Annotated in this window: 12 protein-coding genes and 1 CRISPR repeat array; of the genes, 8 read left to right on the forward strand and 4 right to left on the reverse strand. The window is 41.9% G+C overall.

Features of this window, described 5'->3' with window-relative positions:
• The first annotated feature begins 50 nt into the window (after positions 1 to 50).
• Positions 51 to 1,249: direct repeats of the CRISPR family, unit length 37 nt; unit sequence CTTCAGATTCCGATTCCAGCAAAACAAGGATTGAAAC.
• Between the two features lie 145 nt (positions 1,250 to 1,394).
• From ACTCNA_RS15205 to recO, 4 genes are all read left to right on the forward strand, one after another.
• The gene (locus ACTCNA_RS15205) at positions 1,395 to 2,135 is read left to right on the forward strand and encodes a DUF6398 domain-containing protein (RefSeq protein WP_462948789.1); all 741 of its coding nucleotides are present in this window, start codon (positions 1,395 to 1,397) and stop codon (positions 2,133 to 2,135) included.
• Positions 2,136 to 2,215: 80 nt separating this feature from the next.
• The gene (locus ACTCNA_RS15210; RefSeq protein ID WP_462948790.1) at positions 2,216 to 2,806 is read left to right on the forward strand and encodes a non-canonical purine NTP diphosphatase; all 591 of its coding nucleotides are present in this window, start codon (positions 2,216 to 2,218) and stop codon (positions 2,804 to 2,806) included.
• 7 nt (positions 2,807 to 2,813) lie between these two features.
• The gene (gene porZ, locus ACTCNA_RS15215) at positions 2,814 to 5,144 is read left to right on the forward strand and encodes a type IX secretion system anionic LPS delivery protein PorZ (RefSeq protein ID WP_462948791.1); all 2,331 of its coding nucleotides are present in this window, start codon (positions 2,814 to 2,816) and stop codon (positions 5,142 to 5,144) included.
• Between the two features lie 24 nt (positions 5,145 to 5,168).
• The gene (recO, locus tag ACTCNA_RS15220) at positions 5,169 to 5,897 is read left to right on the forward strand and encodes a DNA repair protein RecO (RefSeq protein ID WP_462948792.1); all 729 of its coding nucleotides are present in this window, start codon (positions 5,169 to 5,171) and stop codon (positions 5,895 to 5,897) included.
• Here the strand turns inward: recO and amrB are convergent.
• Entirely contained in the window at positions 5,887 to 7,311 is a 1,425-nt protein-coding gene (gene amrB / locus ACTCNA_RS15225) for an AmmeMemoRadiSam system protein B (RefSeq protein WP_462948793.1), read from the reverse strand. The two genes, recO and amrB, sit on opposite strands and share 11 nt — an antisense overlap.
• Before the next feature lie 225 nt (positions 7,312 to 7,536).
• Here amrB and ACTCNA_RS15230 point away from each other — a divergent pair, with 225 nt between their 5' ends.
• The 4 genes from ACTCNA_RS15230 (at position 7,537) to ACTCNA_RS15245 (ending at position 10,772) form a co-directional block, all read left to right on the forward strand.
• The gene (locus ACTCNA_RS15230; RefSeq protein ID WP_462948794.1) at positions 7,537 to 7,824 is read left to right on the forward strand and encodes a hypothetical protein; all 288 of its coding nucleotides are present in this window, start codon (positions 7,537 to 7,539) and stop codon (positions 7,822 to 7,824) included.
• 169 nt (positions 7,825 to 7,993) lie between these two features.
• Complete coding sequence (locus ACTCNA_RS15235) at positions 7,994 to 8,494, forward strand: SPOR domain-containing protein (RefSeq protein ID WP_462948795.1); 501 nt, start codon at positions 7,994 to 7,996, stop codon at positions 8,492 to 8,494.
• A gap of 192 nt (positions 8,495 to 8,686) precedes the next feature.
• Positions 8,687 to 9,139, forward strand: coding sequence for a deoxycytidylate deaminase (locus ACTCNA_RS15240; RefSeq protein ID WP_073169400.1), 453 nt, complete (start codon positions 8,687 to 8,689; stop codon positions 9,137 to 9,139).
• Positions 9,132 to 10,772 carry a S41 family peptidase gene (locus ACTCNA_RS15245; protein WP_462948796.1) on the forward strand — a complete coding sequence of 547 codons (1,641 nt, stop codon included), beginning with the start codon at positions 9,132 to 9,134 and terminating at the stop codon, positions 10,770 to 10,772. Before ACTCNA_RS15240 ends, ACTCNA_RS15245 begins: the two co-directional genes overlap by 8 nt.
• A gap of 4 nt (positions 10,773 to 10,776) precedes the next feature.
• Here ACTCNA_RS15245 and nadA read toward each other — a convergent pair whose 3' ends face one another.
• From nadA to ACTCNA_RS15260, 3 genes are all read right to left on the reverse strand, one after another.
• The gene (nadA, locus tag ACTCNA_RS15250; protein WP_462948797.1) at positions 10,777 to 11,769 is read right to left on the reverse strand and encodes a quinolinate synthase NadA; all 993 of its coding nucleotides are present in this window, start codon (positions 11,767 to 11,769) and stop codon (positions 10,777 to 10,779) included.
• 164 nt (positions 11,770 to 11,933) lie between these two features.
• A complete protein-coding gene (locus ACTCNA_RS15255) occupies positions 11,934 to 13,427 on the reverse strand; it encodes a BACON domain-containing protein (RefSeq protein ID WP_462948798.1) in 1,494 nt (497 codons plus the stop codon).
• Positions 13,428 to 13,447: 20 nt separating this feature from the next.
• A partial coding sequence (locus ACTCNA_RS15260) for an outer membrane beta-barrel protein (RefSeq protein WP_462948799.1) occupies positions 13,448 to 15,821 on the reverse strand: 2,374 nt, incomplete at its 5' end.

A 15,821-nucleotide genomic window follows, 5' to 3' on the forward strand; every position in this document is an offset into this window, starting at 1 on the left:
ACAAGGATTGAAACTGCACTTCTGTAACAAAATGATGAAAAAGGAACCTACTTCAGATTCCGATTCCAGCAAAACAAGGATTGAAACAAGAAGTCCGAGGGATTCATCCAAACACGATTCAAACTTCAGATTCCGATTCCAGCAAAACAAGGATTGAAACTACAAAAAAAATAAAATCATGAGTGAAAAAATTTACTTCAGATTCCGATTCCAGCAAAACAAGGATTGAAACATTTTTCGTCGTAATTTTTCCATCTCAGTTTCCCGTCTTCAGATTCCGATTCCAGCAAAACAAGGATTGAAACTTTAATTCTTTTGTACCCTCGGCTTTTTATGCACTCTTCAGATTCCGATTCCAGCAAAACAAGGATTGAAACGGTTGAAAACCGCTGCTACCGAAACCACCATTTTCGCTTCAGATTCCGATTCCAGCAAAACAAGGATTGAAACTTACAGTTCAGGTTGACGGAGTGGCTGCAAGTATGGCCTTCAGATTCCGATTCCAGCAAAACAAGGATTGAAACGATCCAACAGTATTGAAGCCATTATTAACGAACTTGCTTCAGATTCCGATTCCAGCAAAACAAGGATTGAAACTGGCTTATCAAAACTGGCTCAACGACAACGACCCCCTTCAGATTCCGATTCCAGCAAAACAAGGATTGAAACTTGTAAACGATAAAAATGAAGACGGCACAATTCGCACTTCAGATTCCGATTCCAGCAAAACAAGGATTGAAACTTTCAAGTGTTTGTTTGTGAATGGCTAATAATCCCCTTCAGATTCCGATTCCAGCAAAACAAGGATTGAAACTATAAAACATTAAATACTATATATTGGCAAATATGCTTCAGATTCCGATTCCAGCAAAACAAGGATTGAAACTCGGGGATGGAAGGATTCTCCAGCGATTGGGTAAAACTTCAGATTCCGATTCCAGCAAAACAAGGATTGAAACGCGCCTGAGAACCACATAAACACCGCCTGCTTAAAACTTCAGATTCCGATTCCAGCAAAACAAGGATTGAAACCTTCTTTCGTTAAACAGGCGGATAATGCCTTCTTCCTTCAGATTCCGATTCCAGCAAAACAAGGATTGAAACTGCTGCAATAACCACCGTCGCTGGGCAATAATGCCCTTCAGATTCCGATTCCAGCAAAACAAGGATTGAAACTTCAAAAATAATGAACTCCTTAACTGGGGTATTTTCCTTCAGATTCCGATTCCAGCAAAACAAGGATTGAAACATCTGTACAGATGCGATTAATCGCGTCTCCCCGGAAATTAATTTTGTTTTCGTTAATTGTTATCTTGTGGCAATACTTTAAAACATTAATTTTAATGCCTTTCCGAAAAGACATAATTGCATTGGTAAAATAACAGTAAATTCAAATGGAGCAAAAAAACGAAGATGTAAAACAACTGGTTACCACCTATTGCAAAAACCACCTCGATGAGAACTATTTAAAAATATGCACGAAAGTGTTTACTGATTTGCTCAAAAAAGATAAACTCATTTTTAAAAGAGGCAAAACTGAAATTTGGTCTGCTGCTATCGTTTGGGCGGTTGGAAGCGCAAACTTTCTAAGCGACAAATCTTTTGAACCCTACGCAGCCCTGAATGATGTTTGCGGTTTTTTTAACGCCAATTCCTCGTCGGTTGGGCAAAAATCAGGAAAAATTAAGGAAATCCTTGGCATTAATGTTTTCAATCCCGAATACAGGTTGCCCGGCTCTGAAGTTGGAGAATTCCTCGATTCGCTGACTATGACCGATGACGGGATAATCATTCCCGGCGATAGGCTGGATGATGATCCGCTTGATGATTCAGACAATATTGAAGTAGAAGAAAATGCCTCGCCCGAATATTACCTGGTATTTTTCAAACCCGAAAGAAAAGTGGCAAGGGCACTTTATTATCAGCTCGAGTACCAGCTAAAACAATTTCTCGGAAAAGACGAAATATACATCAAATCTGGAATCACCGAAAGCGGCTATTTCAGGTTTCTGTTTTTTGGATGGTGGGATGCCATGGAAAAAATTCAGGCATATTGTGAAAACACAGATTTTTTCATTGCGGAGATTTATTGCAGCGACGATGTTGAATCACTGGAGGATACTGAAATAAAATGAACCGGGTTAAAAGTTTCACTAAAAATTTCCGGTTTAGCCCGCACCATCTTTTTCATTATTTTTACCCGAAATTCTGAATTATGACAAAACTGGTTTTTGCTACAAATAATCCGCACAAATTAAAAGAATTACAGGCTATTTTGGGCGATGAGTTTGAATTACTCGGCCTGAAAGATATTGGTTGCACCGAAGACATTCCGGAGGACCAGCCCTCACTCGAAGGAAATGCCCGGCAAAAAGCATTCTATGTTTACGATAAATTTGGGTATGACTGTTTTGCCGATGACACCGGCCTGGAGGTTGAAGCATTGAATAATGAACCCGGGGTATTTTCGGCAAGGTACGCTGGAGAGGAAAAAAATCCGCAGGCCAACATGGACAAGCTTTTGGAAAATATGGCCAAAATAAAACACCGCAATGCACGTTTTAGAACCGTGATTTCACTTGTTGTCAACGGAGATGAAATGCAGTTTGAAGGAATTGTGGAAGGTGAAATTACACGGCAAAAGCAAGGCGATTCAGGTTTTGGATACGACCCTGTTTTTTTGCCCGAAGGATTTACCAAAACATTTGCTGAAATGGATCTGGAACAGAAAAATAAAATCAGCCACAGGGGCAGGGCCGTTCAAAAACTGGTTAACCACCTAAAAAAAACAGAACAAAACAAGTAGAAAAGGAATGCGAAAACTCTTGCTTTCAATCGTTATTTTTTCAATTGTTTTTCAATTGAATGCGCAGCGCCGGCAAGGCAGCTGGCAGGATTACCTTTCCTTTTCAAATGCTACCAAAATTGCTGTAGCCGGCTCAAAAATCTATTGCGCCACCGAAGGCGGGCTCTTTTATTACGACCGCGACGACAACAGCATCCAGAAATTTTCGGGGGTGAACGGATTGACCGATTTCGGCATTCAAACCATTGCATGGAACGAAAACAGCGAGGTGCTGGTAGTGGCTTATAAAAACAGTAATATCGATTTGATTACCGAGTCGGGCGTGGTTAACCTTTCCGACATCAAGCGCAAACAAATTACGGGAGATAAGAATATTTACAACATTTCATTTTCTGAAGATGAAGCCTACCTTTCTTGCGGATTTGGTGTTGTGGTGTTAAACCTTGAAAGGCAGGAAGTAAAAGATACCTATTTTATTGGCGAAGGTGGTGCAATGATCCAGGTGAACGATGTGGAGGTGTTTGAACAAAATATTTATGCTGCCACAAACGAAGGACTGTTAAGAGCTGATTTGACAAATCCCAATTTGCTCGACTACCGAAGCTGGAACAAGGTGGAAAACATACCAAATTTTAACGGAAGGTTTACCCATCTGGCCGTTCACGCCAGTGTATTGCTGGCCAACTACACTCCCGAGAATGTTACTCACAGTGAATTTTACCGCTTTAACGGACAGGACTGGCAGCGCTATCTGCATGGTGTTTATTTTGCAGATGATGTAATGGTAAACCACGGGATGATGACCCTTTCCGGCCGATCAGAATTTTATGTTATTGACGAAAACTTATCCGTTTCTGCAAGAGTAAAATCATACCGTTTGAAAGGAGAAGAAGTGTCGCCAATCAGGCCCCGATGTGTGGGCGTGGCACAGGATGGTTCGTACTGGGTTGCCGATTATGAAAACGGGCTGATCAAAATTGCATCTGAAAATCATGAATCGGTTTTTCCCAACGGCCCGATGGACAACCGGATTTTTTCGCTCTACACCAACGATGGAGACTTGTGGGTAACTCCCGGAGGAAGAAGCGATTCATGGAGTAACATCTGGCAAACGCCCAGGTTTCAGTTATTGCGCGAAGGACAATGGAATTATTTCACTCCAAAAGATTATCCGGAGCTGGATGGTTTTTATGATATTGTGGATATAAAGGCAAATCCGGCAAATCCGGATCATATTTTTGTAGCCAGCTGGGGCGGCGGATTGCTCGAGTTTGAAAACGGGCAATTGGTCAACCGTTTTACTAACCAGAACAGCCCGCTCGAAACGGCCCTTCCCGAAAATCCCACTCAACCTTACGTGAGAATTGGCGGCATTGATTTCGACTCGGAAGGGAACCTGTGGATGACCAATTCTGAAGTGGCCAAAAATCTGGTGAAGCTCACCCTTTCGGGAGAATGGGAATCAATTACACTGCCCGAAGTGGCCAACAACCGCAATATTGGCCAGGTTTTGGTTACCGATAACGACGATAAATGGATCCTTGTGCCCCGCGGACACGATGCCTACGTGGTTGACAAGTCGGGAACACAGAAAAAACGATTGCTTGTCACTTCCTATTTCAACAATGGCGTTTTTGAAGAATTTAAGCGGATGAACGATGTTTACTGCATTGCAGAGGATTTGGATGGAGCCATCTGGATTGGCACGTCAATCGGCGTGGCGGTTTACAACAATCCCAACCGGATTTGGGATACAGAGGATTTTTATGCCATCCGTCCAAGTCTCGACCTGAACGACGGGCTTTTTCACCCACTGCTGGAAACCGAAACCGTAACAGCCATTGCTGTGGATGGTGCCAACCGAAAATGGCTGGGTACGCGTAGTTCGGGCGTTTATCTTGTTTCAGAAAACGGGGAACATGAAATCATGCATTTTACCAGTGAAAACAGTCCGTTGTTTTCCGATAATATTATGGATATTGCCATCAACCAGGTTTCCGGCGAAGTGTTTATTGGCACCAGCGAGGGGTTAATTTCGTACCAGGGCGATGCCATTGCAGGGAAAAAAGCCTACGCCAATGTGTATGTGTATCCAAATCCTGTTCGGGAAACATACGATGGCCCGGTTACCATTACCGGTTTGGTGGAAAACACCGACGTGAAAATTACCGATATCAGTGGCAACCTGGTTTACCAGGGGACATCGCTGGGTGGCCAGGCCGTGTGGAACGGCAAAAACCTGAACGGCAACCGCGTAAAAACCGGCGTTTACCTTGTTTTCTGTAACGATGAATACGGCGAAGAAACGCACATTGAAAAATTACTTTTTATCAATTGACAACTTTAAACTTTAAATTGTCAAATGCTTGTCTCTACTGAAGGAATCATTCTGCATTATTTGAAATACGGTGAAAACGCTGTCATTGTAAATATTTATACAAAGGAATTTGGCCGGCAGGCTTATATGCTGAATATTTCACGCAGCAGGAAAGCAAAAGTTAAATCCAATATTTTACAATCGCTCTTTCTGGTCGATTTGGTGGCCTACCAAAAAGATTCCCGCGAAGTGCAGCGTATTAAAGAAATTAAAAACCAGCCCGTTTATCAAAACATTCCGTTTGATGTAACGAAATCGACACAGGCCATATTTCTTGCCGAAATGTTGTCAAAAACCCTGCGCGAACAGGAGAGTGCGCCGGAAATGTTCAGTTTCATTCAAAACTCACTGCTGTTTTTCGATTTGGCAGATGAGGGAATTGCCAATTTCCACCTCTGGTTTTTGTTCCGGCTTACTGAATACCTGGGATTTATGCCCGACACAAAAAAGACCGGCTTCGAAGGCTGGTTCGATATGCGCAGTGGAGCTGTGGTGCCATTTGAACCTTCTCACCCGTTTTTCTTTCACAAAGAGGCTACTGAAATGTTGGGAAGCCTGGCATCGCTTAAAATTCAGGAAATAGGCAAATTAAAAATATCCCGGAATTTACGGGGCTACCTCACCTCGAAATTGGTGGAATACTACCAGTTGCATTTTGAACACCTGGGCAAAGTAAAATCGTTGAAGGTGTTGCACGAGATTTTCAGCCTCTGAAAATAAAAGCTTCGTACGTATATATTTCGGCTTCCATCCAGCCGTTCCAGCCCAGGCCGGCCTTGTCGCGCGCGCAATGGCCCAGAAATTCTTCGAGACTCCAACCGGTTTTTTTGGCCACCTGTGGAAGAAAGGTTCCCGAGTTCATTCCTTTTTTAATGTAAATGCCATGTTTTCCAAGTTCAATTTCTTCGGATGAATCGATTTTTTGCAGTGGCGACAATACCGAGATTTCCAGTTCCGTATCGGCGATTTCGTCGGGCTGAAGGTTTTTGAAACGGTGGTCGCAAGCTGCAGAAACGGCCATTCGCTGAATCAGGTCGTTCAGGGTTTCTTCTTGTGCAAAATTACCGATGCAGCCACGCAGTTCTCCCTTAACGTAAATGCTCACAAAAACGCCTGCCTGGCTGTTCAATATTCCGTTGGTTTGAGGAGGATCAGGCTGACTGCGTTTGTCCGTTTCCAAAAACTTTAGTATTGAATTTCTGGCTTTTTCGAGCAACTCTTTTTGGTCCTCTTCTGAAACCTGAAATGTCATATCTTTGGGGTAAACTGCCAGTGCCCAGTAACCCACAACACACGATTTGTCTCCGTAGGGTGCGGAATCACCGGAGTTGCTGTAGTCAATTTTTTTGTATTCCAGTTTTTTGTTTTGGGTTAAGTAAAGTAGCGTTAATACCGAGGTCCAGCCACAAAGTGAGGTAGCCAGGTTATCAATGCGTTTTTTCTTATTTTCTTCAATAACCTGTAGCAATTCCCGGGGAGTGTTGGTGCAGATGGCTTCTGCGGTTTCCAAATCATTTTCAATGGCATCGTTGTATTCAGGATAATGCGAAAAATCGGTACTGATGACAAATAGGTTCTCTGGCGTGAAATAAGGAGAAAGTGTTTTTGCAATTTTTTCAGCGTCATCCGGGTTGTTTGTTCCCAAAACAATGGGAACCAGCAAAAAATCGTTTTTCAGTTGATATTGAAGAAGTGGAAGCTGCACTTCGAGGCTGTGTTCGTACTCATGGGCTTCGTTGTATTCGCGGAAAATTTCATCTGATTTTATCAGTTCACTTGCCAGTTCAGTATCAACTTTTAATTCTCCCAATGGAGTTTCGTAGTTGCCGGTGCTGAAAACTGCTGCTCCGCCAAAAGTAACCTGATGGCTCGAGGCCAACACAAAGACCCTTTTAAAATATGCATCTTGCGAAATTTGGTTGAAAGCTGACGCAGCTGTTTTTCCGCTAAAAACATAACCGGCGTGGGGCGCAATAATGGCCCGTGGTTGTTGGTTGTTTGATTTTGGCCGGGCTGCTGCAAAGAGTTCTTTCAGTTGGTTTTTTAAGGCGTTATTCGAGCCGGGATAAAATTTTCCGGCAAAAGCAGGGGCCCTGTTTTTTTTCTTCTGAAACGGAATGTGTTCCATGTTTTTTTACTTTTTATAATTGAGTTGATTCCTGTTATGGTTTTTTACGCACATTTTTCCAATTCGTTTGAAAACATTTTCCAGGAAGAAATACTCACCAAAGGAATTTGTAATTATTGACTTTTATTTTGACGAAGGTCAGTTGTGGATAAAAATTTTACACAAAATGCTGCTACCCATTCGTTTTTTTCCTTTAAATTGGATTGAATTTTAAAAATATTTGAGATGAAACCAAATAGGAAATGGCTTTTTTTGTTGTTTATAATTGTGGTGGGAATTATGGCGACAGGCTGTGCTACACATTCACCCGAAGAGATTGCTGACCCTCCCGGTTTCCTTTATGGGCTGTTGCACGGGTTTATTATCTTTTTTAGTTTTATTATCAGCTTGTTTACTGATTATGAAATTTATGCGTTCCCCAATTCAGGTGGCTGGTATAACTTTGGCTTTTTGCTGGGCGTAATGTTCTTTTTTGGAGGCGGTGGTGCCGGGGCAAAAAAAAGAAGACGCTAATGCTGTTTCCTGCGGTTGCAAACAATTGCCTGTGCAAAACTTACTTCTTTTAAAACAATAAAAGGGGGTGGTTTTACGTATATTTGCCATGTGAATTTATAAACTATCTGAAAACCTGGGAGCTTTAATATTTCTTTGGTTTTGGCATGATAAAAAAATGAACAGAAAAATGAAAAAAATAGTATTTTTTGCATTGGTTGCAGCACTTGCATTAGGCGGTTGTAAATCGAAAAAACAGTTGGCACAATCGCAATATACTTCTGACCCCACAGAACAATCAAAAGTGTTTACAGTTCCGGGTGACGATGAAGCCCGTGAACAGCAGGAAACAGTTAAAGAGCCTGAAACAACAGCTCCGGCTGAGCCTGAAAAACCCATTGCGGTTAGGAAAGAGCAGGTGAGTTTTACCTCGCAGGATGACAGAACAAATAACGAGAGCAACACATTTTTTGTAATTTTGGGTTCATTCAGCAACCTTAACAATGCTAAAAATTACCGCGAAGATTTATTAAATCAAGGCTTTACGCCAATTATTTTACACAGCGAAACAGGCTATTACCGCGTATGTGTAAATTCTTATCAGAATGAAACAGATGCCCGTAGCCGGGTAGCTCAAATACGTCAGACCTATCCGAAATATTCAGATGTCTGGCTGTTAATTAAAGATTAAGGCTTGTAAATCAAAAAAATGAAAAGTCGCTGTTGAGCGGCTTTTTTTTTGCTTTTTTTCAGCCTTGCTCTACACCGCTGTTTTTAAAATTTGCACCTCCCTGGAGTTTATCCTTTTTAAAATGAACATTTTGTAGAAAATGAGTATTACATTTGTAATCCATTTTTGAATAAAGTACTTATACTACACAATATGAACAACGATAAAAAAAAGCAAATGCTGCTCGATCAGCGTTACCTGAAAATGGCCATGATATGGTCGCAGAATTCTTACTGTAAACGCCGCCAGGTGGGCGCATTGCTTGTAAAAGAAAAGATGATAATTTCTGACGGATACAACGGAACTCCGTCGGGTTTTGAGAATATTTGCGAAGATGAGAATAACCACACCAAACCTTACGTTTTACATGCCGAGGCCAATGCCATTACAAAAGTGGCCAAATCGAACAACAGCAGCGACGGTGCCACACTTTATGTTACTTCGTCGCCTTGCCTTGAGTGTTCAAAACTTATAATCCAGGCCGGGATTAAACGCGTGGTTTTTACCGAGAGCTACCGGCTCGACGATGGCATAAACCTGTTGAAAAGAGCAAATGTTGAAGTGGAACAAGTGGAACTGGAAAAAATTAAAGGTGTAAATGAATAAGAAAACAATTATTATAATTCCCTTGCTGATTGCCGTTTCGGTAGCAGCAGGTATTCTCATTGGAAATTTACTGAAACAAAACAGCCAGCCTGCATTTAACCCCATGAGTTATGGCAATACCAACAAGCTGACTACAATACTCGAGTTAATTGATAAAGGTTATGTTGACAGCGTAAATACAAATGAAATTATTGAAAGTACTATTCCTGAAATATTAAATGAACTCGACCCGCATACGGCCTATATTCCCGCTGAACACATGCAGGAAGTGCGGGAAGAAATGCAGGGGAATTTTTCAGGTATCGGCGTTCAGTTTTCCATTCAGGAAGACACAGTGCGCGTTATTGAAGTAATTTCCGGAGGCCCGTCAAGCAAAGTAGGTATTTTGCCCGGCGACAGGATTGTGCGGGTAAATGATTCGCTGATTGCAGGAGTTGATGTGGAAAACAATACCGTAATGGAATTGCTGCGCGGCGAAAAGAGCTCGAAAGTAACTGTGGGTGTCATCAGAAAAGGTGCCGATGAAGAACTGGAATTTGAAATTACCCGCGACGATATCCCGCTGTTCAGTGTGGATGTGTCTTATATGATTAACCCGGAAACCGGATTCATTAAAGTGAGCCGTTTTGCAGAAACAACCTACGATGAGTTTATGAACGGCATGCAAAAACTAAACGGTGCCGGGGCCAAAAAAGTAATTGTCGATTTACGGCAGAACCCGGGCGGATCGCTGCAGGGAGTTTTAAAAATTGTGGATGAATTTCTCGATAAAGGAGAACCCATTCTTTATACCGAAGGAATTAATCAACCGCGAAAAACTTACAATGCATCAGGCAGAAATTCATTGTCGGATGTGGAAGTTTATGTTTTAATAGATGAATTTTCAGCTTCTGCCAGCGAAATTCTTGCAGGCGCACTGCAGGATAACGACCGCGGCATTGTTATTGGCCGCCGTTCGTTTGGCAAGGGGTTGGTGCAGGAACAAATCCCACTGATGGACGGTTCCGCACTAAGGCTCACAGTGGCCCGTTTTTATACGCCAAGCGGCAGGTGCATTCAAAAATCGTACGAAGAAGGAAACGAAGAATATTTCAATGATTTGTATGCCCGTTTTAGCCATCGGGAGCAGTTGGTGGCCGACAGTATTAACTTTAACGATTCGCTGAAATATACAACCAGTTCGGGGCGTACCGTTTATGGCGGCGGCGGAATAATGCCCGATATTTTTGTACCAATGGACACTACCGGCAATTCAGAATATTACAATAAAATTTACCGGAAAGGTTTGATTTACACCTTTGCATACGCCTATGCCGACAGGAACCGCGAAGCACTTTCGCGGTTTTCTGAAGCCAGCGAGTTCGACAATTACCTGGCCAATCAAAATATCCTGAACGAGTTTGTGGAGTATGCAACAGAAAAGGGGATTCAGAAAGATGCTGCAGGGCTGAAAGAATCAGAAAGAATAATCAGTACGCAGTTGAAGGCCTATATTGCACGAAACATTATTGGAGAAGAAGGGTTTTATCCCATCATCAGCCAGATTGACAATACACTTTTGAAGGCCATTGAAATTGCAGAGAAAAATCTATTGGTTGAAAATCTGACCCAGCCGGATACGCCTGTTGAATAGTTTTTTATTTTGAAATATCGAGCATCCGTTGAATCGGAAGCCGTGCTTTTTCAATTACTTCGGTTGGCAAAGTAACTTCGGGCTGCTCGTGTTTCAGGCATACATACAATTTTTGAAGGCTGTTGAGCTTCATGTAGGTACAGTCGTTACATCCGCAGGTTGAATCAACCGATGGTGCCGGGATGAAAATTTTATCGGGGCACTCCTTTTTCATCTGGTGCAGAATGCCGCTTTCGGTGGCCACAATAAACTTTTCGGCCGTGCTGCTTTTTACGTAATTTAAGAGCGAAGTGGTAGAACCAATATGTTTGGCCAGCAGCAAAACGGGTTTTTCACATTCCGGATGGGCAATGAACTCCGCTTCCGGATATTTGTCCATCAGCTCAATTATTTTTTCCAGGGAATACTGCTCATGCACCATGCAGGCACCGTCCCACAAAACCATGTTACGCCCGGTAATGCTGTTGATGTAATTTCCGAGGTTTTTATCAGGTGCAAAAATCAGCTTTTCGTCTTCCGGGAAACTTTCCACTATTTTTTTGGCATTGGCCGATGTGCAAACAATGTCGGACATGGTTTTAAGGGCTGCAGTAGCATTTACGTAGGTAATGACTTTATGCTCGGGGTACTTTGCCTTAAATTCGGCAAAGGCTTCTGCCGGGGCCGACTCGGCCAGTGAGCAGCTGGCTTTCAAATCGGGAAGAATCACTTTTTTCCCGGGATTGATAATTTTTGCAGTTTCGGCCATAAAATGCACGCCCACAAATACTATCATATCGGCATCGGTTTTTGCCGCAGCCTGTGCCAACCCAAGGCTATCGCCCACATAATCTGCTATATCCTGAAGTTCTCCTTCCACATAAAAATGACTGAGGATAACTGCATTTTTCTCTTTCTTTAAGCGATTGATTTCTTCCGTAAGTTTAATTTTCGGATCGATTGGTTCATCAATAAATCCTTTCTCTTCCAACATTTGATCAATCTGAAACTGTTCCATTATAAATCTCCTGAGTGTACTGTTAAACAGAGCGCAAAATTACTAAATCTTTTAAAAAAACACCTTTCAGTTTTTAATTGTTTGTTTTTGGAGCAAAAAAAAAGGCCGCCTCGGTTTTGAGACAGCCCCTTTTTATTAAACTAATAATGGAGTAATATCACATTTTATTCTGCACTTACGTGGCTGAAATAAAAAGTTGGTGAAAGTTCAATTGTTGTTCCGTAGGTGATCTTCGGTCCAATTACTGTTAGTGTGTCACCAACTTTAAGGCCTTTGGCAGCTATTATCCCTTTTCTATCATCGCCACTTGCACCCCAACCTGGGTAGCAACCATATACAACAATTTGGCTATCACCGTCTTTTAGAATAAGATTACCATACGACTCATTCGTAATTTCTGCAATTTCGCCGGTTACCATATAGTAAGTATCCGGATCGTCAGGTTTTGTCAGCACTTCGGCGATAGTAGCTTCGGCTACAGGAATCACGCTTTCCAAAACGGCATCACCAACTTGAGGAGAGCCGTTGTAGGCGGAACGTTCTCCAACAATTGTAATGATGTCACCCACTTTTAAATCTTTGTCCTGGAAATCTTCAATACCATACACAAAAGTTTCACCAGAGAAATCACGTATGTCTAAATTGCCATATGTAGTATTGCTAATATCGGTAATAACACCTGCCAAACGATATTTAGTACCGCCAACTTCGGCTGCAAGAAACTCTTCAATAGTAGCTTCAATGATTGCCCCTTTTTGACTAATAGTTGTTTCTGTGCTATACTCTTTTTCACCATCGGTAGTACGGAATGTGAGCGTAGTTCCACGGTCTCCACCGGTATTGGCAGCGGCATTGAACTTCACAACCACTTCTTCGCCTGCCGATTCAATGGACGAAATTGACAACCATGACTTGGCATCATCAGGAATATCTACAGAAACGCCTTGTCCTTTGCAGGTAAGGTACGCTGTAAATTCACCACCTTCGATAGGAAGTTGTGCGTTTTGTACTGAATCAACTTTCACCAATGATTTATTGATATTGACAATTGTTACATCTACTAACTCTACAGTTCCATAGTAGGTAGTTTTTGGTCCCTGAACAGTAACTTCATCACCAACCTCAAGTCCTAAATCTAAAAAGTTGTATTGCCCCTTGTCATCAACTGTACCATAGATATAAATAGAACCTGTTTCATCTTCCAAATACCAGTTGCCGTAAGTTGTATTGGTTATTGCCGTACAAACTCCGGTTACACGATAGGTCTTGCTGTCAGGTCCGTCAATTACCTCCTGGCATGTGGCAGTTGAAATTGTTGCCAAGCCCTGGATGACATTTATTCTTTGAGTTTTGCCTGCACATTGTATTAAGACTTCTGCAGTGCGACCATCTAAGGCGGATTCAGCCGAAAATGTAAGCGTTGATTCACCGGCACTGCCAGAGGTTGAGGAGATCGTCAGCCATTCAACATTATTCTCTACTGTCCAGCTATCGTTAGCTGTTAAAGTAATGGGTGTAGAACCACCGTCAACAGGGATAGACACGTAAGACGACGATACTTGAATTTCATCAAGCAGTGTCATTGTTTCTTCATCGTCACAACTTGTCATCAGGGCAAGTATTGCAACGAAAAATGGAAATATTCTTTTTAATTTCATAATTATCAGAGCTTTTTAAATTAGTTGAAAATATATTTGATACCAATAGAAGCATACCAGGTTTGACCCAATGAGTAGCTTGGCGTGAATGTTTTAGTATTACCATGGATTGATTCAGGTGTAGAGAATGTAGCCACACCGTCAGCATCAACACCTTCGTATTTGAGGATGCGAGCTTCCGAACCAATTTCCGGGTTCAGATATTTACCTACACCCCAACTGGAGTTGAACAGGTTCATCATGTTTTTGATATCAAAGCTAAGTTGCAGTTTGTGTTGGTTATTACCTGTATTAAGAGCAAAATCATGTTTGTAACTGAAGTCCACGCGATGTACCCATGGAGAGTAAACGCTATAAGCTTCAGCATACTCGCCTTGCTGATCTTTCAAATAATCGTTGGCATGCACATAGTCCATAAAACGAGTTTGGTCGTCTGCTGAAACAAAGCGGAATTCGTTGTTTGTCACTTCATCGTCAGTTGGAACATAGATTGCATCGTAGTTGTAGCCGTCACTATTAATGTCGTTAACCGTCATAAAAGAGTAGTTCGCTCCGCCGCGCCAAGCTTCATAAATTATGCTATAGTGGTTGCCGCTTTTGTCGTTGGTAGTAAGTGATGCCACCAAACGATCGGGTGTGGTATATTGAGAATTGTGCAATTTAATATGGTTTGGCCCTTCTACTGTCGGAACGTATGTAAACGCAGATTCCGGATTCGATCCAGGCATGCCGGTTACATCTTTAGCAACTGTGTGTGTGTAGGCAGCCATCAAGCTGAGCCATTCTGCTGGTTGGGCATTAAGTGTGATGTTGCCTGACCAACCATAACCACGGCTTGTGTTTTCTAACACGAATGCTTTTGTGCCTGTACGATAACCTGCCGGATAAATTGGACGATTGTCAACACCGTTAAAACGGGCGAAACCTCCTACATTGGGAATACTCCAGTCGGAAATAGAAACACCGTTGATCGTTTTGTTGAAAATTCCTTCTACTGTTGCAGAAAGTGGGAAAGATGTTTGGAATGCATAGTCAACAGCAAGTGACGTTTTCCATACTTGTGGCATTTTGAAATCAGAAGATATACCCGCAATTGAAGAAGGAACTGTTCCATCTTCTGGTGAAATAGTTGTAGGATAACCGATACCTGTCAATTTATCATATAGCCCTGCTATGTTAGCATTGCCGTCAGCATCAGTTACAAGGCCACCGGCAAACTGCGACATGTCAATATACCTGTCTCCATTATCGGCTGTTGTGTACGAACCACTGTAACCTTTAATAATTTCTATATCGTTTTCCGCATCATAAACTTTAGTGTCAGCATTAAGATGTGCTTGATACTGAACCATGCCACCATTGGTTGGCATGTTGGTGAAGAACACAAGTGGTAAGTTGCCAGAGAAAAGACCAGTACCACCACGAATTTTCAAGCTCTTGTCGCCAGACGCATCCCATACAAAACCTACACGGGGAGAGAATATGATATTGGTAGAAGGCCATTCACCTGTATCAATACTACGACCTGAATAATCAAGTTCCTTGATAGCCTGATTCGTCATCAAATCACTATTATTAAAGAAAAGTCCATCAATACGAAGGCCGTACGAAAGTTTGAATCTTTCGCTAATACTCCAATCATCCTGAGCATAAGCTCCAATCTTGTTTGTTCTTACACGGGCTGCAGGATTCTTTTCACCATCGTAACCATAAGTTAAGTTTACAATTTCAGGTGCTTCTTCGTTTAAGAAGTCATCAAGGCTTCTGTAGCGATAGTAACCGGTACCATTACGCATATAAGAATTATCAGCCATCTTATATTCGAATGCGACACCTCCTATGATTTTGTGATTACCTAAATAATAGGTCATCTCATCTTTAATGTTCAATACATCATTGTGAACGCCGTTGTTCCAGGTAAATAGTTCGTAACCTAAAGAGAGGTATGCCTGGTCGTCTTTCAAAATATCGATAAAAGGAAATTCATCAGATTTCGTTCCACGAACATCGTCAAGTTTTGAGAATGTGGCCAGGAATTGGTTAGAGATGTTTTCCGATAAACGACTATTTAAGTCAAAAGAGAATGAATGAACGAGGTTGTCCATCGAATACATCGAGTTGGCATACGACATTGAAGCCTGTGACATTCTTGCCTCAGACATACGAGTACCACCATCCATAGAAGTAGCATTAGGAGATCTCCATGAAGTGTTCTTCGTGTAGTTATAACGTAATGCTAAACGATGTTTGTTTGTGATATTCCAATCTATACGAGCAAGCAATTTATTGTTGCTCTCATCTGCCGGGAAATTTGTGTAAGATCCCGTTTCATATCCATATTTATTTCTCACAAAATCAGAAACTGTCTGAAGGTCGTCTTCTGTTGTGCGCGAA

Source organism: Tangfeifania sp. (assembly GCF_055108615.1).

What these genes read in the sequence shown, in the direction of transcription:
- ACTCNA_RS15255 (WP_462948798.1), bottom strand. Translation starts at nt 13,427, where the DNA reads ATGAAATTAAAAAGAATATTTCCATTTTTCGTTGCAATACTTGCCCTG.
- nadA (WP_462948797.1), bottom strand. Translation starts at nt 11,769, where the DNA reads ATGGAACAGTTTCAGATTGATCAAATGTTGGAAGAGAAAGGATTTATT.
- porZ (WP_462948791.1), top strand. Translation starts at nt 2,814, where the DNA reads ATGCGAAAACTCTTGCTTTCAATCGTTATTTTTTCAATTGTTTTTCAA.
- ACTCNA_RS15205 (WP_462948789.1), top strand. Translation starts at nt 1,395, where the DNA reads ATGGAGCAAAAAAACGAAGATGTAAAACAACTGGTTACCACCTATTGC.
- ACTCNA_RS15235 (WP_462948795.1), top strand. Translation starts at nt 7,994, where the DNA reads ATGAAAAAAATAGTATTTTTTGCATTGGTTGCAGCACTTGCATTAGGC.
- recO (WP_462948792.1), top strand. Translation starts at nt 5,169, where the DNA reads ATGCTTGTCTCTACTGAAGGAATCATTCTGCATTATTTGAAATACGGT.
- ACTCNA_RS15245 (WP_462948796.1), top strand. Translation starts at nt 9,132, where the DNA reads ATGAATAAGAAAACAATTATTATAATTCCCTTGCTGATTGCCGTTTCG.
- ACTCNA_RS15240 (WP_073169400.1), top strand. Translation starts at nt 8,687, where the DNA reads ATGAACAACGATAAAAAAAAGCAAATGCTGCTCGATCAGCGTTACCTG.
- ACTCNA_RS15230 (WP_462948794.1), top strand. Translation starts at nt 7,537, where the DNA reads ATGAAACCAAATAGGAAATGGCTTTTTTTGTTGTTTATAATTGTGGTG.
- ACTCNA_RS15210 (WP_462948790.1), top strand. Translation starts at nt 2,216, where the DNA reads ATGACAAAACTGGTTTTTGCTACAAATAATCCGCACAAATTAAAAGAA.
- amrB (WP_462948793.1), bottom strand. Translation starts at nt 7,311, where the DNA reads ATGGAACACATTCCGTTTCAGAAGAAAAAAAACAGGGCCCCTGCTTTT.